The sequence below is a fragment of the Brevundimonas sp. ABV4_179 genome, from assembly GCF_056311945.1.
In genome coordinates, this window is the sequence record NZ_CM149976.1 from 896,525 (window position 1) to 921,040 (window position 24,516).

Genomic DNA, 24,516 nt, shown 5'->3' on the forward strand with positions numbered 1-24,516 from the left:
ATCGACATTCAACTTAAAATCGTCATCCCGGGGTATCCAAGGACGAACCCGGAACCCGGAGGGCGCGCATCCGGCGTCGGATGCGTTCAGCAGCGCGACCGCAGCCCTGGGTTTCGGGTTCTTCGCTTCGCTCAGCCCCGGAATGACGATCTGATAATTCGACCGACTGAATGTCGATTGAACCTAGCCAAACCGCTGAATCCCTTGCTGGGGAAACAAGCTGCGGACCCCGACACCGACTTCCGGATTCAGATCTAGAGTGTAAGGGATGCCGGTCTTGGCGAACCTCGCACGAGGATGGCGGAGGCTACAGCCCCAACGCTCGACGCACATCGCGCCAATCGACGTATTTGAAGTTCTGGGCGCCGCCGTCGTTGACGTCGTCCTGGATGACGACGACGCCATCGGGGAAGGGGCCGACTTGACCGCTGGCGGCCGCCAGGCCGTCCGTGCCGGTGACGCCGTCCACTACGCCGTTCACGATCTTGAAGCGGCCCTTGTATTGCGGCGCCGCGCCGTCGATGCGCCAGACGGGGAAGGTGGAATCGCCCTGGCTGGAAGCGATCAGATAGCGGCCCGAGGCGTCGGTTATGGCGGTCAGGCCTTCGGCGTCGGCGACCAGAATGTCCTTGGCGATGGGCCGGATCAGGGTGCGGGCCGCGCCGGACGCCGGGTCCAGGCCATAGCGCCACAGGCCGACGTTTTCCTCGTTGATATAGAGGGCGTCGCTCGCCTCGTCGGCGGCGCAGCCTTCTGAGATGGAGCCGATCTCTGCGGTGCGGACCAGGCGGGCGGTCGGGCGGCCGGCGGCGTCGGCGCCCAGGACGAACTGGCGCAGTTCACCTTCGTGCCCGACCAGAATGGCGTGAACCTCCGGGCCGCGACGGGCGAAGCAGAAGCCGTAGGGTTCGATCACGTCGGTCGCGACATGGCCCCAATAGCGCACGCCGTTCTGACGAGGGCCGGCCGGGTCGAAGACATGGAGTGAAATGCCCGTCCTGCCCGGCGTGCGGTCGCTGGCGCCCAGCACCAACTGCGGGCGGCCATCGATGGACAGGCCCTCGACCGCATCGACATTGTTCAGCAGTCCCTCGGGCAGGAACTGGAGAATGCGGCCGTCGAAGCCGTAGATATACAGGCCCGACTTCTTGTCGGCACCGGCGACGAAGCCGGGCGTGGCCTGGCCCATCACCATGACGGGCGTGGCGCTGGCCCAGACGGCCGGGTCGTCTGCGGCGTCCTGGCCGGAGGCGCCGACGGGCGGGGTCTCCAGCACGGCTTGGACCTGAGCGCAGGGGCCGACGACGCCGGCGCCTTCACCCTGGAAATCGACCTCGTGCCCGGCGCAACCGGTCAGAAGCGACAATAGGGCGCAGGCGGTCGGCAGGCGAAGACGAGGGCGGCGCATGGCGGGGTCCGGAACGGTGTGCGGGCGTCCTTTCGCCGCGGCGACGGCTTGGTCAACGGCGACGTCGTAACGGTTCGGCGTCCGTTCGATGACCGATGATCCGACAAGGGATCAACCGTCATGCCGCTGTCGGAAAACCGCGAAACGGGCGTCTCGGAAACGTCGCTTTCGCGTCGTCGCCAAAGGTTAAGCGCCGCCCTCATCGGCCAAAGCGAAACGTCGCGGGCCGAGGGGGACAAGAGATGAAACCGAACCTGCTGATGAGCGCCGCGCTCAAGCCCATGTTGATGGCGCCGATGATCCTGGCGCCGATGGCCGCCGTCGCCCATGCTGAGACCGCTGACGCCGTGGTTGCTTCCGCCGCGGCCGTCGCGGGCGACGTGATCTATGGCCGGGTCACCAACGCCTCGGGCGCGCCCCTGCCCGGCGCCGAGGTCGTGGTGCGCGGGTCGGGCCAGCGGGTCGTGACCAACACCCAGGGCGAGTTCACCCTGCCGACCGCGGCGGGCCAGATGGTTCTGGACGTGCGCTACCTCGGGCTGCCCTCGGCCAGCCAGACGGTCGTCACCACGCGCGGCGAAAACGCGAACGTGGCCATCGTCCTGGGTTCCACCTCGGCGACCGACGTGGCGGACGTGATCGTCACCGGCGTGATCACCGACGGCGTGGCCCGTTCGTTGAACCAGCAGAAGAACGCCGACGGCACCGTCAACATCCTGTCGGCCGACGCCATCGGCCGCTACCCCGACCCGAACGTGGCGGAATCCCTGCAGCGCGTTCAGGGCATCGCCATCCAGCGCGACCAGGGCGAGGGTCGCTACATCAATGTGCGCGGCGCGCCCTCGACCTTCACCGCCGTCTCGGTCGACGGGGTGGCCATTCCCGCCGTCTCGGCCTCGACCCGCGCGGTCGATCTGGACACCCTGCCTTCGGACATCGTCTCGACCGTCGAGGTCTCCAAAACCCTGCGCCCCAGCCAGGACGCGGACTCCATCGCCGGGGCCGTGGACATCAAGACCCGCTCGCCCTTCGACAAGCGCCGTCTGGCCCTCAGCGGCTATGCGGGCGGCAGCTATAATGACTACGGCGGCTCCGACACCCGCGCGGGCGCCACGGCGTCCAACGTCTTCGGTACGAACGAGACCTTCGGCGCCCTGGTGTCGGTCAGCTATTCAGAGACCAACCGCCGTCCCGACAACGTCGAGAACGCCTGGACCCTGGGCGCGGACCCTGCTGTCGCGGCCACCTTCGGCCGCTACTATCTCGAAGAAACCCTGTTCAAGGACTATGAGACCAAGCGCACGCGCAAGGCGGTGACCGGCGCTCTCGAATGGCGGCCCAGCGATCAGCTGCGCGCCTGGCTGCGTGGCTCCTTCGCCGAGTTCAACGACGACGAATACCGCAATACCCTGCGCTTCACCTATTCGGACGGCAAGCCCAAGGCGGGGCTGACCGATCAGGCGGGCGAGTTCACCGGCGCGCGCCTCTATAAGGCCCTGCGTCACCGCGAGCAGAACAACCAGATCACCACCCTGAACCTGGGCGGCGAATACACCTTCGGTAATGGCGCCGTCTGGGACGCGACCCTGGCCTGGGCCAGGAGCGAGCAGACCTATCCGCACCGCGACGAGCTGGTGTATCGCTCGGGTACGCAGACGCTGACCTACGATACGACGAACCACTACGCTCCGACCTATTCGCCGTTCGCAGGGACCTATTATTCGACTCCATCCAACTTCTCATTCCGAGAGAACACCTTCCGCTCGAACACGACCGAGCAGGAAGACGTGTCCTTCAAGACGAATTACGAACTGCCGACCGTCATCGGCGGCCGTGAAGTGACGCTGAAGTTCGGCGCCAAATACAGCACGCGCGACGTCAGCGCCGACGAAGAGCGTTTCCGCGACCGCACGCAAACCGCCCCGGTGAACCCTGGCGCATTGGCGGGCTTGCTAAGCGACCGTCCGTCGCAGAACTACGACTACAATTTGGGCGTGAAGTTCGATCACGGTCTTGCAACCGACTATCTCGACGGCATCCGCGCCACGTCCACGACCGCGGCGTCACGCCGCACGCCGCAATCGATCACGGCGGACTACAGCGCCAACGAAGACATTCTCGCCGGTTACGGCCAGGCCCGGTTCGATGTGGGCGCGACCAATGTCCTTATCGGCCTGCGCGTCGAAAAGACCGACTTCGAAGGCTCCGCGACTAGCGTGAACGCAGCCAGCGTCCTGACCCCCGTCACCGTCAGCCGCGACCAGACCGACGTCTTCCCCAACCTGACGCTGCGCCACAACTTCAGCGAAAACCTGATCGGCCGTTTCGCCCTGACCCGCGCCATCTCGCGCGCGGACTACACCGACATCGTCCCGCGCCTGCTGGAGACCAGCGAGAACGTCGACGAGAACGGCGTCACCAAGGTCAAGACCACGGTCTCGCGCGGCAACCCGGACCTGAAGTCCACCCTGTCGAACAATATCGACCTGGGTCTGGAGTACTATCTGCGTCCGCTGGGCGTGATCTCGGCCAACGCCTTCTACAAGGACCTGTCCGACTACCGCTTCACCCTGGTCACCGCCGGCGTGCCCTATCAGCCCGCGCCATCGGGCTTCGCCGAGGTCACCGAGGCCCAGAACGCCGATGGTCATCTGGCCGGGATCGAACTGAACTGGCAGCAGACCTTCGGCTTCCTGCCCGGCTGGGCTTCGGGCTTTGGCGTCTTCGCCAACCTCACCCTGACCGACGCCGAGATCAAGAGCCGCGCCTCCTATGCGGGCCGCAACACCTTCGTCCTGCCGGGCCAGTCGGACACCACCTACAACGCCGCCCTCTTCTATGAGCGCGAGGGGCTGAGCGCCCGGGTCTCCTACACCCACCGCAGCGAGTTCCTGGAAGCCATCGACGCCACCCGCCCGGGCCTGGACCTGTGGGTCGAGGGACGCGGCCAGCTGGACTTCACCGCCAGCTACGACTTCGGCAACGGGATCGAGTTGTTCGGCGAAGCCAAGAACCTGACCGACAGCGCGGGCGTGCGCTACTACGGCGTCAAGGAGCGGACCTACGAGTACGAGAAGTTCGGCTACAACGTCTTCGTCGGCGTGCGCTTCAAGCTGTAAGCGCGCCGTCTGATGATGATCGAAGGCGCTGGGCGGCGACGCTTGGCCCTTTTTCGTCGGTCGACCCTCTGCAATTGGTCGAAAGGCGGCCCCATATGGCGGGCAGCGGTTGACCCGTGCGGGGTCGGCGCTAGTGTCCGCGCGCCTTTTCCCGCGCGCCAGAAGACCAGAGGATACCATGGCCGAAGCCACCGCCGCCTACGACGTCGTCATCATCGGCGGAGGCCCTGGCGGCTATAACGCCGCGATCCGCGCCGGCCAGCTGGGCCTGAAGGTGGCCTGCGTCGAGATGCGCTCGACCCTGGGCGGCACCTGCCTGAACGTCGGTTGCATGCCGTCGAAGGCCCTCCTGCACGCCTCGGAACTGTGGAACGCCGCCAATACCGAATTCGCCAAGATCGGCATCGAGGTCTCGCCCAAGCTGAACCTGGGCCAGATGCACGCCGCCAAGGACGAAAGCGTCCTGGGCCTGACCAAGGGCATCGAGTTCCTGTTCAAGAAGAACAAGGTCGAGTGGATCAAGGGCAAGGGCAAGATCGTCGGCAAGGGCAAGGTCGAGGTGACCGCCGCCGATGGCGCCGTCCAGACGCTGGACGCCAAGAACATCGTCATCGCCACCGGCTCCGAGCCGACCCCGCTGCCGGGCGTGGCGTTCGAAGACGGCAAGGTCATCGATTCCACCGGCGCCCTGTCGCTGCCGGCCGTGCCGAAAAAGCTGATCGTGGTCGGCGCGGGCATCATCGGCCTGGAGCTGGGCTCGGTCTGGCGCCGCCTGGGCGCCGAGGTCACGGTGGTCGAGTTCCTGGACCGGATCACGCCCGGCATGGACACCGAGGTCGCCACCGCCTTCCAGCGCACACTAACCAAACAGGGCATGGTCTTCAAACTGGGCGCCAAGGTCACGGCCGCCAAGGCGGGCAAGGACGGAGTTGAACTGACGGTCGAACCCTCGGCCGGCGGCGCCGCAGAAACGATCAAGGGCGATGTCGTTCTGGTCGCCATCGGCCGTCGTCCCTATACGGACGGCCTGGGTCTGGAGAGCGTGGGCGTGACGCCGGACAAGCGCGGCTTCATTGACCATGACCACTTCAAGGTGGCTGACGGCGTCTGGGTGATCGGCGACGTGACCCACGGTCCGATGCTGGCGCACAAGGCGGAAGAAGACGCCGTCGCCGTGATCGACACCATCGCCGGCAAATACGGCCACGTCGACTACGCCCTGGTGCCGAGCGTCGTCTACACCTTCCCCGAAGTGGCCTGGGTCGGTCAGACCGAGGACCAGTTGAAGGCCGCCGGCGTCGCCTACAAGAAGGGCAAGTTCCCCTTCGCCGCCAACAGCCGCGCCAAGATCAATCACGAGACCGACGGCTTCGTGAAGGTTCTGGCCGACGCCGCGACGGACAAGGTGCTGGGCGTCCACATCATGGGCCCGCAGGCCGGGGAGATGATCCACGAGGCGGCCATCACCATGAGCTTCGGCGGCGCGTCGGAAGACATCGCCCGCACCTGCCACGCCCACCCGACCCGTTCGGAAGCCGTCCGTCAGGCGGCCATGGATGTCGAAGGCTGGATGATGCAGGCCTGATCCGAAACGGATCGACACTCTAAGCAAGGCCCGGACGGCGACGTCCGGGCCTTCGTCACATCAGGCCAGACCCTTCAGCCGATAGAGCGCCTCCAGCGCCTCGCGCGGGGTCAGGTCGTCGGGATCGACGTCACGGAACGCCAGTTCCAGAGGCGAGGAGCCGCGCACCGGCTCCGGCTCGGCGACGGCGAACAGGGGCAGGTCGTCCAGACGGGCGGCGGCGGCCTTTTCGCCCTCCAGACGCTCAAGCACCGAACGGGCGCGGGTGACCACGGACGTCGGCACGCCCGCCAGCTTGGCCACCTGAACCCCGTAGGAACGGTCAGCGGCGCCGGGCGCCGCCTCGTGCAGGAAGACCAGGTCGCCATTCCACTCCTTGGCGACCATCGACAGGTTGCAGACATGGTCCAGCCGCGTCTCCAGCTGGGCCAACTCGTGATAGTGGGTGGCGAACAGGGTGCGGGCGCGGTTGGTTTCGTGCAGCGCCTCGGCGGTGGCCCAGGCGATGGCCAGACCGTCGTAGGTGGCGGTCCCGCGTCCGATCTCGTCCAGCACGACGAAGCTGCGGGGCGTGGCCTGGGTCAGGATGGCGGCGGTCTCGACCATCTCCATCATGAAGGTGGAGCGGCCGCGCGCCAGGTCATCGCCCGCGCCGACACGGCTGAACAGCCGGTCCACCACGCCTAGCCGCATCGACCGGGCCGGCACGAAGGCGCCCGCCTGGGCCAGGATCACCAGCAGCGCGTTCTGGCGCAGGAAGGTCGACTTACCGGCCATGTTCGGCCCGGTGACGATGGCCAGACGGGCGCAGTCGCCGCCTGATCCATCCAGACGGGCGTTGTTGGGGGTATAGGGATCGCCTTGCGCCTTCACCGCCGCCTCGACGACGGGGTGGCGCCCGGCCTCGACGCAGAAGATCAGGGTGTCGTCCACGACGGGGCGGGTCGCGCCCACCTCCTGCGCCCATTCGGCCAGGGCGGCGTGGGCGTCCAGTTCGGCCAGGGCCTCGGCCACCGCTTGCAACGGCTGGGCCAGACGGGCGATCTCGCGGCGCCAACTTTCGAAGATCTCGCCCTCGATGGCCAGGGCGCGGTGCCCGGCCTGACTGATCCTGGCGTCCAGTTCCGACAGTTCGACGGTGGTGAAGCGGACCTGAGCCGCCAGGGTCTGGCGGTGGATGAAGGGGCTGTCGGGACCGGCGCGCAGCAACCCTTCCGCCGCCTTGGCCGAGGTTTCCAGGAAATAGCCCAGGACGGCGTTGTGCTTGACCTTGAACGGCACGCCGGATTCGGCGACGGCGCGGGCCTCAAGGTCGGCGACCACGCGACGGCTGTCGTCTCGCAGGGTGCGGGCGGCGTCCAGCTCGGGGCGATAGTCGGGGCGGACGAAGCCGCCGTCGCGGGCCAGATGCGACGGCTCCTCCACCAGACCGTCGACCAGATCGGCCTTCAGCCGGGACAGATCCGCCGACAGGGTCAGCCGGTCCAGCGCCAGGGCGATGCGGCGCGGCTGGCCGGTCAGGGGATCGACCTGTCCGATAAACAGACCGGCGATGCCCTCCGCAATCGACAGGCCGACGCGCACGGCGGCCAGATCGCGCGGGCCGCCGCGTCCCAGCGCCAGACGCCCTACGGCGCGGGCCACGTCCGATGAGGTTTTCAGGCCGTCGCGCAGGTCGCGCCGCAGGTCGCGGCGCTCCAGCATCCATTCGACGGCGTCGAGCTGTTCGTTGATGGCCAGGGGATCGCGCAACGGCCGGGCGATCCGTTCCGCCAGCGCCCGCGCCCCGCCCGAGGTGACGGTGCGGTCAATGCAGGCCAGCAAGCTGCCTTCGCGCTCGCCGCGCTGGGTGCGGTCGATCTCCAGACTGGCCCGCGTCGCCGGGTCGATGGCCAGAAACCCGCTGTCGCCGAGACGGCGCGGCGGGGCCAGGGCGGGAACCTTGCCCGCCTGGGTCGTCTCCAGATAAGCAGCGATCAGACCCAGCGCCGAAACCTCGGCCTCCTCGAAGGCGCCGAATCCGTCCAGCGCCGCCACGCCGTACAGGCGTTCGACCCGCGCCCGGGCCGCTTGGGGTTCGGCGATGGCCGAGGCCAGGGCCTGGACCACCCCGCCCGAGCCGTTCAGGGCGTCGCACGTCGTCTCGTCGGAGTACATCCGGTCGGTGACCAGCACCTCGGACGGACGGAAGGCGGCCAGCGCCGCGCCCAGGTCCTCGATGGCGCAGGCGACGCTGTCGACCGCGCCGGACGACAGTTCGACCACGGCGACCGCAGCACGGCCTTTGCGCACCGCCACCGCCGCCAGACGGTTGGCGCCGCGCGCGTCCAACAGGCTGTCTTCGGTCAGGGTTCCCGGCGTGACCACACGGACCACGCCACGATGCACCACGGCCTTGCCGCCGCGCTTCTTGGCTTCGGCGGGGTCTTCCAGCTGTTCGCAGATGGCGACCTTGTGGCCCATGCGGATCAGTCGGGCGAGGTAGCCCTCCATGGCGTGGACCGGCACGCCCGCCATCGGAATGTCCTCGCCCTGGTGCTTGCCCCGCTTGGTCAGAGTGATGCCCAGAGCCGCCGCCGCCACCTCGGCGTCCTTGAAGAACAGCTCGTAGAAGTCGCCCATGCGGAAGAACAGGATGGCGTCCGTCTGCCCCGCCTTGGCTGTCAGATACTGGGCCATGAAGGGCGTCGCGCCCTCGATGGCGGCGGCGATTTCGGGAGGAGGCCCATTATCGGGGAATTTGGCGGGGGCGTTCATGTGGCCCTAGGGTGACGGATCGGAACCGACGCCTCAAGCCCGTTCCGCCAGCCTTGCACAGGCTTGTCCCCCCTGCGATAGGCCCCGTCAGGCGGTTTAGGGAACGTGGTCAGACGCCACGGCTGTTCCCGCAACTGTAGGCGGCGAGAGCGTCGTCCGTCCGGGGTCGGTGATCCCGGCGCCACTGGCCCCAGGGCTGGGAAGGCGAGGGCGATGTTTGATGAACCGCAAGCCAGGAGACCTGGCCGCCCAAAGTCGCTCGCCCCTGTCCGGGCACAGGCAGAGGCGCGGTCTCCATCCGTTGCAGCGACCCGATCTTGCGCCGTCCAGACCCTTCGCCGGTCTGGCGGGTCGGTTCGCTCATGACGGTCTCTCGCGCGCATTCGCGGGACCGGAAACGGGGATATCGCTCAATGAAGCGTTCCATTCTGCTCGCCTCGGCCGCGCTCTCGGTCGTCGCCATCGCCGCACCCGCCCTGGCCGACGACACGACCCAGGTCAGCGACGTCGTCGTCACCGCCACCCGCCTGCCCGCCATCGTCGCCGAGACGCCGGGCGCGCGCGTCATCGACAGCCAGACCATCCAAGAGCGCGGCGCCGTGTTCGCCACTGACATCCTGTCGGACGTGCCCGGCCTGTCGGTCTATCGCGCCAGCTTCGGCGGCGTCGCCTCGGTGCGGATGCGCGGCGCCAGCCAGGACAAGACCCTGGTGCTGGTGGATGGCGTAGCCGTCAACGACCCCTCGCAGCCGGCGGGCGGTTTCGACTTCTCGGGCTTCGACCTGGGCGACGTTTCGCGCATCGAGGTGCTCAGCGGCCCCCAGTCGTCGCTTTGGGGCTCGTCCGCGATCGGCGGCGTCATTTCCTTCACCACCAGTGAGTTGAACGGCGTGTCGGCCAATGCCGAAGCCGGTTCGTACGGCACGGCGCGCGGTCGTCTGGGCCTGGGCGTGGCCACTGAGAAGTTCGCCTATGGCGTCTCCGTCTCCAAGTTCCACAGCGACGGTTTCTCGGCGGCTGACAAGATCAACGGCAACACCGAGAAGGACGGCTTCGACAACACCACCGTCAGCGCCCGCGCCCGTTATGAGCTGAACGACCGCTTTGGCGTCGACGCCAGCTATCGTTACTCCGACACCGACGCCGATGTCGACGGTTTCGGCCCGGTCGATGCGCTGGATACGGCGGCGACCGTCAATCAGTCGGGTCTGGTTCGCCTGCGTGTCGCCGATGTCCTGGGCCTGGATCACAAGTTCACGGTCGCCGCCTCCGACATCGACCGCGTCGCCAAGAGCGCCTATCCGTCGGTCTATAGCGGCCAGCACCGCCTTTACCGCTGGCAGGCGGACAGCCGTGATCAGAACGCCCGTCTGGCCTACAGCTTCGGCGCCGAGCATGAGGAAACCCAGGCGGATCTGGACGGCAGGGTCAAGGCTGAACTGGACGTGGACTCGGTGTTCGGCGTGGCCCGTTTCAACGCCACGGATCGCCTGAGCGTCACGGCCGGCCTGCGCCACGACGAAACCGACAAGTATGGCGGCAAGACCACGGGGCGCATTTCGGCGGCCTATGATCTGGGCGCCGGCCTGACCTTCAGCGGCGCTTACGGCACCGGCTTCAAGACGCCGTCCGTCGCCCAGACGGTTTGCGATTTCTGCTTCGTCCTGCCGAGCACCAAGGTGGCCGAACTGGTTCCCGAAAAGGCGGAGAGCGGTGAATTGGCTCTGGGCTGGCGCTCGAACGACGGCCGTTTCGATGGTCGCCTGACGGCTTACCGTCTTGAGGTCGAGAACCAGATCGACGGCTACTACAATCCGGCCAGCTTTGAGTATTATTACGTCAACCTGATCCGCACCCGCACCGACGGCGTGGAGTTGGAAGGCCGGGTCGATCTGGGTCGCGGTTTCGATCTGACGGCCGCCTATGCCTGGACCGACGCCGAAAATGCGGTGACCAAGGCTCCGATCCTGCGCGTGGCGGAACACTCCGGGTCGGCGACCCTGGGCTGGACCGGACAACGCCTGTCGGGCGCGGTGACGGTGCGGGCGGAAGGCGAGATGCCGGATTCGGGCGGCATGCGTGACGGCTTCGTCATCACCAATCTGAACGGCGCCTATGCGCTGACGGACAATGTGACCCTGACGGCGCGCGTCGAGAACCTGTTCGACGAACACTATCAGCGTCTGCTGGGCTACGGCGAAGCCGGTCTGTCCGGCTATGTCGGCATCAGGCTGCGCTACTGATCCGGGCGCGGGCGTCGGCGGCGAAGGCCGCCGGCGCCGCAAGCGCCAGGGCTGACCAGTCCAGGTTGGGGCAGGGCGCGTGGGCGGCGGCCAGGATGGCGCGCAGTTCGGCGGCCGAGGCGACGCTGGCCACCACCTTGTCCACGCCTTTCAGCGACAGGGCGTAGGCCAGGGCGGCCTGCATGGGGTCGCAGCGTTGCTCGGCCAGACGTCGGCGCGTGCGCGACAGGGCCTGGGCGTGGCTGGCCAGCTCGGGCGGCAGGTCCTCGCCTCCTGCGAACAGCAGGCCGTCGGCGAAGACGGACGACAGATGCACGCTGGCGCCAGTGTCGGCGATGGCCTCCAACACGCCGTCCTGGGCCGCGCGCTGATCCAGCAGGCTGCACGGCACCTGGACGACGTCGGCCTCCAGGCGGCGCGCCAGAAGGGCGGGACCGTCCTCGATCGCGGCGCAGAAACCGATGCGGCGGAACAGGCCGCGATCCTTCAGATTGCGCGCGCGATCCCACAGGGCCCGGCCCTCGGCGCCGGCCAGATCGGCGGCGTTAGAGATCAGAAGGACGTCGCCGCGCGGCAGACCCATCCGCTCCAGCGAGCGGCGAGCGCGCGCCTCGACCCGATCGAGACCTTCGCTCAGGGCCACGGTGCGAACCGTGACCTGGAAGGGCGAGGGAAAGGGCCAGGCCTGGCCCAGCAGCCGTTCGCCGTCGCCATCGGGCCGGGTGGCGATCAGTTTGACGCCCGCATCCGCCCCGGTCTGCAGCAGGAACCGCATCGCATCCTCGCGCGCGCCGGACGGGGCGCTCATGAAAGCGCCCGGCGCGCGCTCGGGCGCGGTCACCACGGCCAAGGCCAGGCGATGGATGGGCGACGACGCCGAAGGTGTGGCGGGGGAATACGACACCCCCGCACTTTGACGCGCAATGCTTAAGGGACGCTGAGCGAGACCTTAAGCGAACCCTACTTATCCACCGCTGATATGCGTCGGCGCCGGTGTTTTCAGTCGGCGTCGGGCTGGCGATCCGGGTGGGCGGCGTGGAAGGCGGGGTGGTCCAGCGCCTGGATATCTATGGCCAGAAGACCGGGCCAGGGCGACAGGTCCATGTTGAATCGGCGGGCCGAATAGATTTGCGGGATCAGATAGCAGTCCGCCAGGGTTGGGGCGTCGCCGAAGCACCAACCCGCGCCATGGCGGGCGACCAGGGCCTGAAGCGCGTCGAAGCCAGGCGCGATCCAACCGGCGGCCCAGGCGTCGATCGCGGCCTGGTCGGCGCCGAACTCGGCCCGCAAAGCCTTCAGCACCCGCAGATTGTTCAGCGGATGGATGTCGCAGCCGATCAGGGCGCACATGGCGCGCACCACGGCGCGGTCGTCGGGGGCGGCCGGCAGCAGCGCCGGGGCGGGATGGGTCTCCTCCAGCCACTCCAGAATGGCCGGGCTCTGGATCAGGACGCGGTCGCCGTCCTGCAGAGCCGGCACCATGCCTTGGGGGTTCAGGGCCAGATAGTCCGGCGTCTTCTGTTCGCCCTTCCTCAGGTCGTGGGCCGCCAGGTTGTAGCCGACGCCCTTCAACGCCAGGGCGATCCGCACCCGGTAGCTGGCCCCAGAGCGCCAGTAGCCATGCAGGATCACGGCTGAACCTCGAAACGCAGGGTCTCCAGCCCGGCGATGGTGACGACGACCTGGTCGCCCGGCTTGACGGGGCCGACGCCGGACGGCGTGCCGGTGAAGATCAGATCGCCGGGCTGAAGCGACCACAGGGCGCCGGCCGCCTCGACGATGCGATCAGGGTTCAGGATCATGTCGTCCAGAACGCTGTCCTGTTTGACCTCGCCATTGACGGTCAGGCGTATGGCGCCCGCGGGATCCGGCAGGTCGCCAAGGGTGACGGGGCCGCACGGCGCCGACTGGTCGAACCCCTTGGCGGCGTCCCAGGGGCGGCCGGTCTTCTTGGCCTCGGCCTGCAGGTCACGGCGCGTCAGGTCGCAGCCGACCGCCCAGCCCACGACGCCAATCAGGCCGTCTTCCCTGGGGCCGATGGCGGCGACCAGTTCGGCCTCGTAATGAAGGTTTTCGGTCGCCGACGGATAGGCCGGGTCCGCACCGTCCGACACCAGGGCGTCGCCGGGCTTGGAGAAGAAGAAGGGCGTCTGCTTGTCCGGGTCCGATCCCATTTCGCGCGCATGGGCGGCGTAGTTCTGGCCGACGCACAGGATGCGGCGCACGGGAAACCGCGCGTCATGGCCGACGATGGGCAGGGACGGCGTGGGGCGGGGCGGGAACAGCCATTGGGTCATGGTCTCGTTCTTAATCCGCCGGTCGGAGGCTGACGAGAGGCTTGCGCAAGCGCCGCGCGGATCGAGCGACGGGAACCTCGTCAGGGGAGTGGCGTTGCAATACGGGGTTCTCTATTCTCTACCGTCAAGCTTTCAACGGAGCGCGCATCATGGCCAGCACCAAGGCCCGAGAAGACATCAAGGCCGACCTGAAGACCCTCAAGGAGGATCTGAAGACCGGCGCCCGCGAAGAAACCCAGCGCCTACGCGAAAAGGCCGCCGAGGCCGAGGCCAAGCTGCGCGCCAAGGGCGACGAGGTGCGCGAACAGGCGCGCGGTTATTACGACACCGCCCGCACCCGGGGCCGCGAATATTACGACGACGCCGCCGAACGTCTGGACGAGGCGCAGCGCTATGTGGTCGAGCGGGTGCAGGAGCGTCCGCTGCAATCGACCGCCGTGGCCCTGGGCGTCGGCGTCATCCTGGGGATGCTGCTGGCCGGTCGTCGCCGCTGATGTTCAAGGGTCTCGTCAAAAAGCTGGTCGCGACCGCCGTCGTCGCGGCCAGCGCCTTCCTGGCCGTCATCTTCCTGGGGCTTTCGATCTTCTATGCGCTAAGCCTCAAGCTGACGCCGCTGGGCGCCGCCGCCGTCACCTTCGGCCTGTTCGCCGTGGTCGCCCTGATCGTGATCCTGGTCTTCCTGCGCAGCGGGAACGACGAGGAGGACGATGAGGATGAAGAACCGTCCGGCCTGCTGGGTAAGGTGATCCACATCGTTCGCGAACGCCCCATCGTGGGCGCTGTGGGCGGTCTGGGCGCCGCCTTCCTGCTGCTGCGCAATCCGGCCCTCGCGGCCATCGTCGCCAGCATGGTCGCGGACCGCAAGATGGATCAGGGCGGCTATTCGCGCCGTCGCCGCCGCTGATGGGAATCTCAGCAGACGAGGGAACGGCCAAGACGCCACGACGTTGATGCAACGGACCGACGAGGGCTCTAGGGTCGCCGACGGCAACATCAACTCAGGAGAGCTAAACCCATGATGCGCTGGGCAATTATCTTCCTGGTCGTGGCCTTGGTCGCGGCCGTTCTCGGCTTCGGCGGCATTGCGAACTTCTCGTTCGAAATCGCCAAATTCGTCGCCGTCGTCGCCATCATCCTGTTCGTCATCGCCCTGGTGGCCGGCGGACTTCGCGGACGCGGCGGCACGCCCCGACTATAAGGGGCGCGACCGATCGGAAATCAGGGGACGAGGCTTCGGCTTCGTCCCCTTTTTCATGGCTCGGCCGTCAGGCTATAAAAAGAACTTTACATCACAAAGTTTATGGCTGATTTTCTCTCATCGATTTTTGGGAGGAAACCAACATGACCCGCGACACCCAGGCCATTCACGACGATATCGCCTATATGCGCAGCCTGGCGCACGAGGGGCGCCACGCGCCCCTGTTGGCGGGACCGATCCTGGTCACGGCCGCCGTCGTGTACGGATCGACCAGCCTGATCCAATGGGCCGTTCAATCGGGCTTGGTCAGGCTGAACTCATGGTCGCAGCTATGGATCTGGGTCGTCGCGGGGGCGGTGTTCGCCGTCGCCCTGACCGTTCTGATCGGCCGCATCAAGAAGAAGTCCGGCTTCAATTCCGCCGGCAACAAGGCGGTCGGATCGGCGTGGGAGGCGGTCGGTTACGGCATCTTCGTCACCTGGCTGGCCCTGGTCGCCCTGTCTGTGAAAACCGGAAACTGGTCGTGGATGGCGGTGATGCCGACGGCGGTGCTGGTCGCCTATGGCTCGGCCTGGATGATCGGCGCGGCCATGACGCGCACGCGCTGGATGTCGATGACGGCGATCTGCGCCTACGTCGGCGCCGTGGCGGTGGCCTGGTTCATCGACAGCCCGCTGATCTATCTGGTGTTCGCCGCCATTTTGATCGCTGTCGCCCTGGTTCCCGGCCTGATCCTCATGCGCCAGGAACCGGCGGAGAGCGTCTGAGCATGGCGGACGATTTCGACATCGGCCGTATCGACGAGGTCATTCATGGGCGCATCCGCCTGGGGATCATGGCCTTTCTTTCGGGGGCCGACACGGCGGATTTCGCTACGCTGAAGGCGCGACTGCAGACCACGGACGGCAATCTGTCGGTCCATCTGCGCAAGCTGGAGGAGGCGGGGTTCGTCGCCATGACCAAAAGCTTCAGGGGTCGAAAGCCCCTGACGGAGGCCAGTCTGACCGAGGAAGGCCGCGCCGCCTTCGTGGCCTATCTGGATGCGATGGCGGACCTGCTGCCGCGCGGTGAAAACAGGGTAGAAGGCGGCGCATGAGCGACCGCCTTCACGCCTTCGAGGCCATCGACAACTTTCGCGACTATGGCGACTACGCCACGGCGGCGGGGCGCCGGCTACGGCCCGGCCATCTGTTCCGTTCCGCCCACCATGCGCGGGCGAGCGCGGCGGATCTGGAGCGGCTGGGCGCTCTGGATATCGGCGCGGTGGTCGATCTGCGTCGGCCCGGCGAGCGTCGCGACCAGCCGTCGCGCCGTCCGGACGGCTGGTCGGGCCGGGTGATCGAGGGCGGGATCGACGACGGGGTGGAGGCGCCCCACATCACCTTTCTGAAGACCCAGGACCTGACGCCGGCGTCCGGCCGGCGGTTCATGCAGGACACCTATCGCCGCCTGCCGTTCGATCCGGCGCACAGGGATGTATTCAGCCGCTATTTCCAGGCCCTGGCCGATCAGGACCGACCTGTGCTGATCCACTGTGCGGCGGGCAAGGATCGGACGGGGTTCCTGGCCGCTCTGACCCATCATCTGCTGGGCGTGTCGCGCGACGACATGGTCGAGGACTATCTGCTGACCAATGCGGCGGTGGACCTGGCCGGACGGGCGCCGTCGATCGCGCGGCAGCTGCAGAAGATGACCGGCCGCGTCGCCGCCGACGATGCGGTGGTGGCCTTCCTGGGCGTCGAGGCCGCCTATCTGGACGCGGCCCTGGCCGAGGTCGAGGCGCGACATGGCTCGGTCGAGGCTTATTTGCGTGATGCGCTGGAGGTCGACGCCGCGCGCCGCGACCGGATCGTGGAGCGGCTGTCGGCGTGAGCGATGTGCTGAGCCATCGAGTGGTGCGCGACGCCGCCTGGGTCGAGCCGGTGATGGTGGCGGCGGGACTGGCGGCGGACGGCGGCGACGGGCTGCTGGCCTTGATTTCCGGCGGGGGATCAAACGAACGCTGGTCGCACGTCGCGGTTCAGCCGGACATGGTCCAGGTTGGACCGCTTGGAGTGGCGGCCCTTTTCGATGCCTTGCGCGACCCCGCGTTCTCGGCGGGGACGGTGGGCCTGGCGGCCTATGACGCCGGCGCGCGGGCGGCGACGGGACGGCGTGAGGCCGTCTGGCCGGACCTGATGCTGGCCCGCTATCCCGCGATGCTGACCTTCGATCACCAGGCGCGCTGGGTCCAGGCGACCGGGCGAGGGGCGACGACCTTGCAGGCCGAGGCGGCGGCGGATCGCGCGCTGGCCTGGTTGGCCACAGCCCGATCCGTCGCATCGCCCGGGGCGCCTGCCGAAACCTTTTCCGCCGAGGCGCCGCCCGAAGCCTATCGCGCGGCGGTGGCGGATGTGGTGGATCGGATCGCGGCGGGCGAGCTGTTCCAGGCCAATGTGGCGCGCGCCTGGTCGGGACGGCTGAAGCCGCATGCCGATCCGTTCGAGGTCTTCATGCGGTTGCAGCAGGACCGGGCTTCGCCCTTCGGCGCCTATTGGCGGATCGGCGATCGGGCGCTGGTGTCCAACTCGCCCGAACTGTTCCTGAGCTTCGACGCGGCCAGCCGGCGGATCGAGGCCCGGCCGATCAAGGGCACCCGGCCGCGCGACCCCGATCCGGCGCGCGACGCCGCCCTGGCCGCCGACCTGCTGGCCAGCGCCAAGGACCGGGCCGAGAACCTGATGATCGTGGACCTGATGCGCAACGATCTGGCGCGGGCGTCCGAGCCGGGGTCGGTGCAGGTGGAGGCCCTGTTCGCGGTCGAGCGGCACCCGACCGTGCATCATCTGGTGTCGACCGTGACGGGAACGGCGCGTGTCGGGGCTGGCGCGGCGGAGCTGTTGGAGGCGACCTTCCCACCCGGCTCGATCACCGGCGCGCCCAAACACCAGGCGATGAAGGTGATCGCCGCCCACGAACCGCCGCGCGGACCCTGGTGCGGATCGCTGTTCCTGATCGGGGAGGGGGGATCGATGACCGCCTCGGTCCTGATCCGCACGGCCGGGTTCGTGCGGACGGACGGCGTGTGGCGCTACCGGACCCTGGCCGGCGCCGGCATCGTCGCAGACAGCGATCCGGCCGCAGAAGAGGCGGAGACCGACGTCAAGATATCCGCCATGCGCGAAGCCCTGATCGGGCGTCGAGCGTAGCGGTCAGCAGGTGCTGCATGCGATGACGTCGACCGTACGCGGGCGCAGGTAGGCCATTCGCTCGAAACGGGTGAAATAGGGCGCGACGGTGCTGGGCCAACTGTTCCGGTCGCGCGACTATCTGATGGGCGAGACCGAACTGGTGGTGATCGTGGAGCCCTATATCGTCAGCCCGACTTCGCCTGATCGGATGCAGACGCCGGCGGACGGTCTGCGGATCGCCTCCGACAGCCAGACCATTCTCTTCGGCCAGTTGAACCAGGTCTATGGGCTGCCGAACGCGCCCCCTGCGGGTTCGGTCGGCTATGTGATCGAGTGAGCGCCCCATGATCCGCACCCCGATTATCGCTCTTGCGACCCTCTCCGCCCTGGCCCTGGGCGGCTGTGTCGGCGGCCCGGCCAGCCTGGGCGGCGAGCCGCCGCTGACGCCGACCTCGCGCTATGCCTTGCAGGTGGAGCCGAACCTGGACCGTATCGCCCTGGCGGTGCATGACGCCGGCCTGTCATCGACCCAGAACGCCGCGCTTCAGGGCCTGATCGGCCGCTACGCCCAGGCCGAGGGCGGGCCGCTGGTGATCGAGACCCCGGCCGGCGCCGATCCGGTCGCCTTGAACCAGGCCTACGCCGTGCAGGCCGCCCTGTCCGCCTGGGGCGTGCCGGCCGACCGCATCCGCCTGGTCAGCTATGCCGCGCCCGACCCCCGCGCGCCAGTGGTGGTGGGCTTCGAGACCCTGCGCGCCGTGGTGCCCCAGTGCGGGCGCAACTGGGGCAATCTGAGCCGCTCGGGCGACAACCAGTCCGCCTCCAACTTCGGCTGTGCGGTGACGGCCAATCTGGCCGCCCAGATCGCCGATCCGCGCGACATCCAGCGGCCGCGCGCCATGACGCCCCCAGACGCCAGCCGCCGCACCGTGGTCTTCGACCAATACCGCGCCGGCAAACAGACCTCGGCCGAGGCGGAAACCCTGGTGCGGGAGACCGCTGTCTCGCGCGCGGTGAACTGAAGCCATGAGTACAGCGCCCGCCCCCCGCCCCTTCGAAGCGTTCGACGACGACTTCGACGCGGACCTGGACTTCGACCACCTGCCCGCGGCGCCGGCGCGTGCGCCCATGCCGTTCACCGCCGGGTCCGACGCCATGCCGGCCGACGGATACAATCCGGTGGGCGAGGTGGTGGCCCAGGCCGAGGCCAGTCTGGCCGAACCCTATCCGACGACGCCGGACCTGACGCCCGCGACCCTGGCCCCGACCAGCCTGGCCCCCGCCGCCGCCATCGGCGAGGTGTCGGTGCCGCGCATCGCCATCCATGTCTTCGCCGAGCGCCAGGATACGCTGGCCGCCGCCGAGCGTGCGGCGCAGGACCGGCGCCTGTCGCGCGCCACGACCCAGATCCGCATCGGCGGCGTCGCCGCGGCGGTCGAAACCTATCAGCACGAGCCGACGCCGCCGCTGATCATCGTCGAATGCCTGAAGGACCCCCAGACCCTGCTCTGGGAGGTGGATCAGCTGGCCGAGGTCTGCGACGCCGGCACCAAGGTCATCGTGGTCGGGGCGACCAACGACATCATCCTGTTCCGCGAGCTGATGCGGCGCGGCGTCAGCGAATATCTGGTCGCGCCCTTGCAGCCGCTGCAGCTGATCGCGGCCATCGGCGGCCTGTTCAACGATCCCGCCCAGCCCTTCGTCGGACGCACCATCGCCTTCGTCGGCGCGCGGGGCGGGGCGGGGGCCTCGGCCGTGGCGCACAATACCGCCTATGCGATCTCCGAACGGATCGGCGCCAACACCGTGATCGTCGATTACGACCTGCCGTTCGGGACGGCCGGGCTGGATTTCAATCAGGATCCGCTTAACGGCGTCGCCGACGCCCTGGGCCAGCCCGACAGGCTGGACGCGACGCTTCTGGACCGGATGATGGTGCGCTGCACCGACAAGCTGAGCTTGTTCGCCGCGCCCGCCAGTCTGGACACGGATTGGGACATCTCGACCGAGGCTTTCGAAGAGGTGACAAACCAGATCCGCGCCACCGCGCCGTTCGTGGTGCTGGACCTGCCGCATCTATGGTCGCCGTGGATGCGCCGCACCCTGATCAGCGCCGACGAGGTGGTGGTGGTGGCCACGCCCGACCTGGCCAGCCTGCGCAACGCCAAGAACATGATCGACCTGATCCGTCAGGGACGGCCTAACGATGCGCCGCCGCGTCTGGTGCTGAACCAGATCGGCGTGCCGGGTCGCCCCGAAATCCCGGCCAAGGACTTTGGCGCCGCCCTGGGCGTCCACGCCAGCCTGATGATCCCGTTCGACGCCAAGACCTTCGGGGCGGCGGCGAACAATGGCCAGATGATCCTGGACGCCGGGTCCAAGACCAAGGCCGCTGAGGCCTTCCAGACCCTGGCCCAGATCGTGTCGCGTCGCGAGCTGCCGGCCGTCGCCGGCCCGAAGGGCAAGGCCGCAAAACCGGCCAAGGCCGGCAAGACGGAAAAGGCCGCCAAGCCCGCCGACGGCGCGTCCAAGTCCCTGTTCGCCGGCATGTTCAAGAAGCGCTGACAGATGTTCGGCAAGCGCACAGGTCAGCCCGGCGTCGCTCCGGCGCCCGCACGTCCCGCCCCGGCGCCTGCGCCAGTCGCGGCTGAACCTGTGTCCGTGTTCAGGGCCGACGCCGCGCCCGCCTCGCCAGCCGAAAAGCCCGCTGCGGCCTATGCTTTCGCGGGCGACGATTTCGAGCCGGCGGCCGAGGCCTTCGCTCGCGCAGACGCGCCGCCCGCTTCGGGCGCCTCGGCGTCGGCGGACCGCCTGGACGCCTTGGCGTCACGCCCGCGTCCCAAGCCCGAGGCGGCGCGCCCGGCCATGAACGGCGCGGGTCCCAAGCCCACCGCCGGACTGGAACAGCTCAAGAAGGCCCAGGCGGTCGCCGAGATCGTCCGTGAACAGAGCGACTATTATCACGCCACGAAGACGACCATCTTCAACGCGCTGATGAACACCATCGACCTGTCCCAACTGGCCCAGTTGGACCAGAAGGCGGCGTCGGAGGAAATCCGCGACATCGTCTCCGAACTGGTGGCGATCAAGAACGTCTCCATGTCGGTCGCCGAGCAGGAGCATCTGGTTCAGGACATCGTCAACGATGTGCTGGGCTACGGTCCGCTGGAGCCGCTGCTGGCCCGCGACGACATCGCCGACATCATGGTCAATGGCGCGGGGCGCGTCTTCATCGAAGTCGCCGGCAAGGTCCAACTGACCAACGTCCGCTTCCGCGACAACACCCAGCTGATGAACATCTGTCAGCGGATCGTGAGCCAGGTCGGCCGCCGCGTCGATGAATCCAGCCCCATCTGCGACGCCCGTCTTCCGGACGGGTCGCGCGTCAACGTCATCGCCCCGCCGCTGGCGATCGACGGCCCGACGCTGACGATCCGCAAGTTCAAGAAGGACAAGCTGACGATGAAGAATCTGGTGGAGTACGCCTCCATCAGTCCCGAGGGCGCGCGCGTCCTGGGCGTCATCGGCGCCTCGCGATGCAATCTGGTCATCTCGGGCGGCACCGGGTCGGGCAAGACGACGCTGCTGAACACCCTGACGGCCTTTATCGACCCGACCGAGCGTGTCATCACCTGCGAGGACGCCGCCGAACTGCAGTTGCAGCAGCCGCACGTCGTGCGCCTGGAGACCCGCCCGCCCAACCTGGAGGGGCAGGGCACGATCACCATGCGGGATCTGGTCAAGAACTGCCTGCGGATGCGCCCGGAGCGGATCATCGTCGGCGAGGTCCGCGGACCCGAGGCCTTCGACCTGTTGCAGGCCATGAACACCGGCCACGACGGCTCCATGGGTACGCTTCACGCCAACAGTCCGCGCGAGGCCATCAGCCGGATGGAGTCCATGATCACCATGGGCGGATACGGCCTGCCATCGCGCACCATCCGCGAGATGATCGTGGGATCGGTGGACGTCATCATCCAAGCCGCCCGCCTGCGCGACGGCTCGCGCCGGATCACCCACATCACCGAGGTCGTGGGTCTGGAAGGCGATGTGATCGTGACCCAGGACCTGTTCGTCTACGACATCACCGGCGAGGACGAAAACGGCAAGATCGTCGGCCGTCACCGTTCGACCGGCATCGCCCGCCCGCGCTTCTGGGACCGCGCCCGCTATTATGGGTTGGAGCGGGAACTGGCCGACGCCCTGGACGCGGCGGAGTAGATCATGCTGCCGATCCTCGCCGCCGTTCTGGCCTTTATCACCATCGGCGGCCTGGGCTGGGTCTTCGTCGGCGGCGAGGACTCCTCGTCCCAGGCGGTCAAGCGCGCCCAGGCTATCGGGGACGGCAAGAAAAACCCGGCAAACTCCCGCAAGGCCGTCGCCGCCAACACCCCGGAGGCGCGCCGCAAACAGATACTGGTCCAGCTTCAGGAGGCGGATCGGCGCGACCGCAAGGCGCGCACGACCCTGGACGCGCGCCTGAAGCAGGCCGGCCTGAGGATGGGGGCGCGGGCCTTCTACATCGTCTCGGCCGTGATCGGGGTGGTCGCCCTTCTGGTCGCCCTGGCGCTGGGTCTGCCGATCCTGGTGGTGATCGGCGTGGGGCTGATCTTCGGCCTGGGCGCGCCACGCTGGGTCATCGGCTTCCTGGCGAAGCGGCGGATGAAGAAGTTCTCGCTGGAGTTTCCCAATGCGGTGGACATCATCGTCCGAGGGATCAAATCGGGTCTGCCGGTCCATGAGTGTTTCAAGATCATCGGCCGGGAAAGCCCCCTGCCGCTGGGACCGGAGTTCCAGACCCTGGTGGAGGGCCTGGGGGTGGGCATGACGCTGGAGCAGGCGCTGGACCGGATGTATCAGCGGATGCCGACGCCTGAACTGCGTTTCTTCGCCATCGTCATCGCCATCCAGCAGAAGACCGGCGGCAATTTGGCCGAGGCGCTGAGCAATCTGTCGTCGGTTCTGCGTGCGCGCCGGATGATGGGCGAGAAGATCAAGGCCCTTTCGTCCGAGGCCCTGGCGTCCGCCGGCATCATCGCCTCCCTGCCGCCGGCGGTGATGCTGATGGTCATGCTGACGACGCCTGCCTATATGATTCAGTTGTTCACCGATATTCGCGGCAACTTCCTGCTGCTGATCGCGGCGGTGTTGATGGCCACAGGCGTCTTCGTGATGAAGCGCATGATCTCGTTCAAGTTCTGAGGCGGGCGGAATGGAAGGCTTCATCCGCTTCATCACCGATCCGCAGAACCTGCTCAGCATCGGCGTGGGCGTGCTGGTCTTCGCCACCGTCCTGACCCTGCTGTCGTCGATGACCGGCGGGGTGAACCTGGACAAGCGGATGAAGGCGGTCGCCGAACGCCGCGACGATCTGAAGCGCCGTTCGCGCGCCAGCATGGCCGCCGGGCAGGGCGCGCTGCGTCACACCGACGAAGGGTTCAAGAAGCGGGTCGTGGACCGGCTGAACCTGACCAAGCTGCTGGAAGACCCCAAGGTCGCCGGACAGATGATCCAGGCCGGATTCCGCGGGCCAAAGCCCCTGACCACCTTCTATTTCTTCCGCTTCGCCTCGCCGATCCTCTTCATGATCGTCGCGGCCTTCTACATGTTCGTCATCAATGTCGTGGACTGGCCCACGATGAACAAGCTGACGCTGGTGATGGCGGCTGCGGTGGCGGGCTTCTATGCGCCGAACCTGTATCTGAAGAATCGCATCGACAAGCGCCGCACCTCGATCATGCAAGCCTTCCCCGACGCGCTCGACCTGATGCTGATCTGCGTGGAGGCCGGGATGTCGATCGAGGCGGCGATCACCAAGGTCAGTCAGGAGATGGGGCCGTCGTCCATCGATCTGGCCGAGGAGTTGTCGCTGCTGTCGGCCGAGCTATCCTACCTGCCCGACCGACGGGTGGCCTATGAAAACCTGGGCAAGCGGACCAACCATCCGGGGGTCAAGGCGGTGGCGACGGCCATGACCCAGGCCGAGACCTATGGCACGCCGCTGGCTAACGCCTTGCGCGTCATGGCCAAGGAGAACCGCGATCTGCGCCTGTCTGCGGCCGAGAAGAAGGCGGCGGCGCTTCCGGCCAAACTGACCGTGCCGATGATCCTGTTCTTCCTGCCGGTGCTGTTCATCGTCATCCTGGGACCGGCGATCCTGAACGTCATCGACATGATGAAGGCTGGAAACTAGCCTGCTTCGGCGGCGGCCTTGAGCCCCTCGGCGATGGCCTCGTGGGCCTTTCGGATCGCGGGGCGATGCTTGTCGTGGAACAGCTCGCCGCGCAGGCCGGAGAAGCGTACGCCGACCGCGACGATGCAGTTGCCGGGCGCCAGCTCCTCAATCTGGATGTAGCGCAGACTCTGGAACAGAAAGCCGCGCCGTTCCGCCCAGAGCAGCCGCCCGCGCGGCTGCCATTCGACGATCCGGGCCAGCGACTGATGCGGCGCCATCTCTGGCCAGGCTTCGGTCATGGTCAGGCGGCCGCCAAAGGCGATGACGCCCTCGACATCGGCGTCGACCGGATTCCAGGCGCTCCAGCCTGCCAGGTCCGCGACCAGATCCCAAATCCGGTCCGAGGTCGCCTGAACCCCGACGCGCTTTTCGATGCGAGTGTCATCCATGGCTTCGCTCTGACACGGCTTGCGGCCCGAAGAAAGGCGCCAGTTGGTCGCCGGGCCTGAGGCTTGATCGACATTCAGCCCCGTAATGACGATCCAAGATTTCGACCGAATGTCG

21 protein-coding genes, 1 pseudogene and 1 riboswitch are annotated in these 24,516 nt (G+C 67.6%); of the genes and pseudogenes, 16 read left to right on the top strand and 6 right to left on the bottom strand.

The annotated features are described in order from the left end of the window. Positions 1 to 307: 307 nt before the first annotated feature. Positions 308 to 1,408 carry a phytase gene (locus ACYX4P_RS04350; RefSeq protein WP_248119327.1) on the bottom strand — a complete coding sequence of 367 codons (1,101 nt, stop codon included), beginning with the start codon at positions 1,406 to 1,408 and terminating at the stop codon, positions 308 to 310. Between the two features lie 242 nt (positions 1,409 to 1,650). On the opposite strand from ACYX4P_RS04350, the gene ACYX4P_RS04355 reads away from it, so the two are divergent. Next, positions 1,651 to 4,527 (top strand): TonB-dependent receptor, encoded by a 2,877-nt coding sequence (locus ACYX4P_RS04355; protein WP_292048181.1) that lies wholly within the window; start codon positions 1,651 to 1,653, stop codon positions 4,525 to 4,527. 178 nt (positions 4,528 to 4,705) lie between these two features. Continuing rightward, positions 4,706 to 6,112: a dihydrolipoyl dehydrogenase gene (gene lpdA / locus ACYX4P_RS04360; protein WP_248119326.1), complete on the top strand. Its 1,407-nt coding sequence runs from the start codon at positions 4,706 to 4,708 to the stop codon at positions 6,110 to 6,112. A 60-nt stretch (positions 6,113 to 6,172) separates the two neighbouring features. Here the strand turns inward: lpdA and mutS are convergent, their stop codons facing one another. Continuing rightward, positions 6,173 to 8,869, bottom strand: coding sequence for a DNA mismatch repair protein MutS (mutS, locus tag ACYX4P_RS04365; RefSeq protein ID WP_374322515.1), 2,697 nt, complete (start codon positions 8,867 to 8,869; stop codon positions 6,173 to 6,175). Between the two features lie 76 nt (positions 8,870 to 8,945). After that, positions 8,946 to 9,132: riboswitch (cobalamin riboswitch) on the top strand. 150 nt (positions 9,133 to 9,282) lie between these two features. On the opposite strand from mutS, the gene ACYX4P_RS04370 reads away from it, so the two are divergent. Next, a complete protein-coding gene (locus ACYX4P_RS04370) occupies positions 9,283 to 11,112 on the top strand; it encodes a TonB-dependent receptor plug domain-containing protein (RefSeq protein WP_248119325.1) in 1,830 nt (609 codons plus the stop codon). On the opposite strand, the gene ACYX4P_RS04375 is transcribed toward ACYX4P_RS04370, so the two are convergent. From ACYX4P_RS04375 to ACYX4P_RS04385, 3 genes are all read right to left on the bottom strand, one after another. Further along, positions 11,096 to 11,956 carry an aldo/keto reductase gene (locus tag ACYX4P_RS04375; RefSeq protein WP_292075055.1) on the bottom strand — a complete coding sequence of 287 codons (861 nt, stop codon included), beginning with the start codon at positions 11,954 to 11,956 and terminating at the stop codon, positions 11,096 to 11,098. The two genes, ACYX4P_RS04370 and ACYX4P_RS04375, sit on opposite strands and share 17 nt — an antisense overlap. Positions 11,957 to 12,111: 155 nt before the next feature. Further along, positions 12,112 to 12,744 (bottom strand): maleylacetoacetate isomerase, encoded by a 633-nt coding sequence (gene maiA / locus ACYX4P_RS04380; protein WP_248119323.1) that lies wholly within the window; start codon positions 12,742 to 12,744, stop codon positions 12,112 to 12,114. After that, positions 12,741 to 13,409, bottom strand: a complete 669-nt coding sequence (locus tag ACYX4P_RS04385; protein ID WP_248119322.1) for a fumarylacetoacetate hydrolase family protein — start codon at positions 13,407 to 13,409, stop codon at positions 12,741 to 12,743. The genes maiA and ACYX4P_RS04385 overlap by 4 nt, the downstream gene beginning before the upstream one ends. A gap of 149 nt (positions 13,410 to 13,558) precedes the next feature. On the opposite strand from ACYX4P_RS04385, the gene ACYX4P_RS04390 reads away from it, so the two are divergent. The 13 genes and pseudogenes from ACYX4P_RS04390 to ACYX4P_RS04450 all read left to right on the top strand — a co-directional run bounded on the left by ACYX4P_RS04390 (position 13,559) and on the right by ACYX4P_RS04450 (position 23,970). Further along, on the top strand, positions 13,559 to 13,903 hold the full coding sequence (locus ACYX4P_RS04390) for an ElaB/YgaM/YqjD family protein (RefSeq protein ID WP_248119321.1): 345 nt from the start codon (positions 13,559 to 13,561) through the stop codon (positions 13,901 to 13,903). Then, entirely contained in the window at positions 13,903 to 14,313 is a 411-nt protein-coding gene (locus tag ACYX4P_RS04395) for a hypothetical protein (RefSeq protein WP_248119320.1), read from the top strand. The genes ACYX4P_RS04390 and ACYX4P_RS04395 overlap by 1 nt, the downstream gene beginning before the upstream one ends. A 111-nt stretch (positions 14,314 to 14,424) precedes the next feature. Beyond that, a complete protein-coding gene (locus tag ACYX4P_RS04400; RefSeq protein WP_087121113.1) occupies positions 14,425 to 14,607 on the top strand; it encodes a DUF1328 domain-containing protein in 183 nt (60 codons plus the stop codon). 143 nt (positions 14,608 to 14,750) lie between these two features. Continuing rightward, positions 14,751 to 15,374 carry a hypothetical protein gene (locus tag ACYX4P_RS04405; RefSeq protein ID WP_248119319.1) on the top strand — a complete coding sequence of 208 codons (624 nt, stop codon included), beginning with the start codon at positions 14,751 to 14,753 and terminating at the stop codon, positions 15,372 to 15,374. A 2-nt stretch (positions 15,375 to 15,376) separates the two neighbouring features. Then, positions 15,377 to 15,703 (top strand): winged helix-turn-helix domain-containing protein, encoded by a 327-nt coding sequence (locus tag ACYX4P_RS04410; protein WP_476070201.1) that lies wholly within the window; start codon positions 15,377 to 15,379, stop codon positions 15,701 to 15,703. Beyond that, the gene (locus ACYX4P_RS04415; RefSeq protein WP_248119317.1) at positions 15,700 to 16,479 is read left to right on the top strand and encodes a tyrosine-protein phosphatase; all 780 of its coding nucleotides are present in this window, start codon (positions 15,700 to 15,702) and stop codon (positions 16,477 to 16,479) included. Before ACYX4P_RS04410 ends, ACYX4P_RS04415 begins: the two co-directional genes overlap by 4 nt. After that, on the top strand, positions 16,476 to 17,795 hold the full coding sequence (locus ACYX4P_RS04420) for an anthranilate synthase component I family protein (protein WP_248119316.1): 1,320 nt from the start codon (positions 16,476 to 16,478) through the stop codon (positions 17,793 to 17,795). The genes ACYX4P_RS04415 and ACYX4P_RS04420 overlap by 4 nt, the downstream gene beginning before the upstream one ends. A gap of 88 nt (positions 17,796 to 17,883) precedes the next feature. Next, positions 17,884 to 18,114: pseudogene (locus ACYX4P_RS04425) on the top strand (type II and III secretion system protein family protein); the annotation flags it as partial. Positions 18,115 to 18,121: 7 nt separating this feature from the next. After that, positions 18,122 to 18,799, top strand: coding sequence for a CpaD family pilus assembly protein (locus ACYX4P_RS04430; RefSeq protein ID WP_248119308.1), 678 nt, complete (start codon positions 18,122 to 18,124; stop codon positions 18,797 to 18,799). A gap of 4 nt (positions 18,800 to 18,803) precedes the next feature. After that, on the top strand, positions 18,804 to 20,342 hold the full coding sequence (locus tag ACYX4P_RS04435; protein ID WP_248119307.1) for a CpaE/TadZ family protein: 1,539 nt from the start codon (positions 18,804 to 18,806) through the stop codon (positions 20,340 to 20,342). A gap of 3 nt (positions 20,343 to 20,345) precedes the next feature. Further along, complete coding sequence (locus ACYX4P_RS04440) at positions 20,346 to 21,998, top strand: TadA family conjugal transfer-associated ATPase (protein ID WP_248119306.1); 1,653 nt, start codon at positions 20,346 to 20,348, stop codon at positions 21,996 to 21,998. A 3-nt stretch (positions 21,999 to 22,001) separates the two neighbouring features. Continuing rightward, positions 22,002 to 22,979 carry a type II secretion system F family protein gene (locus ACYX4P_RS04445; protein WP_248119305.1) on the top strand — a complete coding sequence of 326 codons (978 nt, stop codon included), beginning with the start codon at positions 22,002 to 22,004 and terminating at the stop codon, positions 22,977 to 22,979. A 10-nt stretch (positions 22,980 to 22,989) separates the two neighbouring features. Beyond that, positions 22,990 to 23,970, top strand: coding sequence for a type II secretion system F family protein (locus tag ACYX4P_RS04450; RefSeq protein WP_248119304.1), 981 nt, complete (start codon positions 22,990 to 22,992; stop codon positions 23,968 to 23,970). On the opposite strand, the gene ACYX4P_RS04455 is transcribed toward ACYX4P_RS04450, so the two are convergent. Further along, on the bottom strand, positions 23,967 to 24,401 hold the full coding sequence (locus ACYX4P_RS04455) for an SRPBCC domain-containing protein (RefSeq protein ID WP_248119303.1): 435 nt from the start codon (positions 24,399 to 24,401) through the stop codon (positions 23,967 to 23,969). The two genes, ACYX4P_RS04450 and ACYX4P_RS04455, sit on opposite strands and share 4 nt — an antisense overlap. Positions 24,402 to 24,516: the final 115 nt, after the last annotated feature.

Coding starts and splice junctions, on each gene's coding strand:
- ACYX4P_RS04350 (WP_248119327.1), bottom strand. CDS start 1,408: ATGCGCCGCCCTCGTCTTCGCCTGCCGACCGCCTGCGCCCTATTGTCG.
- ACYX4P_RS04355 (WP_292048181.1), top strand. CDS start 1,651: ATGAAACCGAACCTGCTGATGAGCGCCGCGCTCAAGCCCATGTTGATG.
- lpdA (WP_248119326.1), top strand. CDS start 4,706: ATGGCCGAAGCCACCGCCGCCTACGACGTCGTCATCATCGGCGGAGGC.
- mutS (WP_374322515.1), bottom strand. CDS start 8,869: ATGAACGCCCCCGCCAAATTCCCCGATAATGGGCCTCCTCCCGAAATC.
- ACYX4P_RS04370 (WP_248119325.1), top strand. CDS start 9,283: ATGAAGCGTTCCATTCTGCTCGCCTCGGCCGCGCTCTCGGTCGTCGCC.
- ACYX4P_RS04385 (WP_248119322.1), bottom strand. CDS start 13,409: ATGACCCAATGGCTGTTCCCGCCCCGCCCCACGCCGTCCCTGCCCATC.
- ACYX4P_RS04390 (WP_248119321.1), top strand. CDS start 13,559: ATGGCCAGCACCAAGGCCCGAGAAGACATCAAGGCCGACCTGAAGACC.
- ACYX4P_RS04395 (WP_248119320.1), top strand. CDS start 13,903: ATGTTCAAGGGTCTCGTCAAAAAGCTGGTCGCGACCGCCGTCGTCGCG.
- ACYX4P_RS04400 (WP_087121113.1), top strand. CDS start 14,425: ATGATGCGCTGGGCAATTATCTTCCTGGTCGTGGCCTTGGTCGCGGCC.
- ACYX4P_RS04405 (WP_248119319.1), top strand. CDS start 14,751: ATGACCCGCGACACCCAGGCCATTCACGACGATATCGCCTATATGCGC.
- ACYX4P_RS04410 (WP_476070201.1), top strand. CDS start 15,377: ATGGCGGACGATTTCGACATCGGCCGTATCGACGAGGTCATTCATGGG.
- ACYX4P_RS04415 (WP_248119317.1), top strand. CDS start 15,700: ATGAGCGACCGCCTTCACGCCTTCGAGGCCATCGACAACTTTCGCGAC.
- ACYX4P_RS04430 (WP_248119308.1), top strand. CDS start 18,122: ATGATCCGCACCCCGATTATCGCTCTTGCGACCCTCTCCGCCCTGGCC.
- ACYX4P_RS04435 (WP_248119307.1), top strand. CDS start 18,804: ATGAGTACAGCGCCCGCCCCCCGCCCCTTCGAAGCGTTCGACGACGAC.
- ACYX4P_RS04440 (WP_248119306.1), top strand. CDS start 20,346: ATGTTCGGCAAGCGCACAGGTCAGCCCGGCGTCGCTCCGGCGCCCGCA.
- ACYX4P_RS04445 (WP_248119305.1), top strand. CDS start 22,002: ATGCTGCCGATCCTCGCCGCCGTTCTGGCCTTTATCACCATCGGCGGC.
- ACYX4P_RS04450 (WP_248119304.1), top strand. CDS start 22,990: ATGGAAGGCTTCATCCGCTTCATCACCGATCCGCAGAACCTGCTCAGC.
- ACYX4P_RS04455 (WP_248119303.1), bottom strand. CDS start 24,401: ATGGATGACACTCGCATCGAAAAGCGCGTCGGGGTTCAGGCGACCTCG.